The following is a 255-nucleotide window of genomic DNA, read 5'->3' as shown; positions in this document are numbered from 1 at the left end:
TCTTCTCGCCATCCTTCTCATCCTGCTTCAGATAGATCTTCACGACCATGAGATAGCGGTTCTGCGGATTGTTCTCGATGCGCAGGGTCCCCTTGCTGGTGCCGTTTTTGAATACAGGACGGGTGTTTATGTTGAGCATGAACTGTCCCTCCGCCACCTTGTCATCCAGCAGCTTCTGTATCTCAGCCTCACTCAGTCCATCCAGGGTGCCCTCACTCTGGTCGGGGTCCATGGCAAGACCGTCTCCGGTATCGA

Annotated in this window: 1 pseudogene; it reads right to left on the bottom strand. The window is 54.5% G+C overall.

Features of this window, described 5'->3' with window-relative positions:
• Positions 1 to 255: pseudogene (locus NE665_RS24600) on the bottom strand (hypothetical protein); the annotation flags it as partial.

This window comes from Clostridium sp. DFI.1.208, from assembly GCF_024463855.1.
GTDB lineage: Bacteria > Bacillota_I > Bacilli_A > Erysipelotrichales > Erysipelotrichaceae > Clostridium_AQ.
Note: the sequence above shows the minus strand (reverse complement) of the source record. Positions and strands in the feature narration are given on the sequence as shown.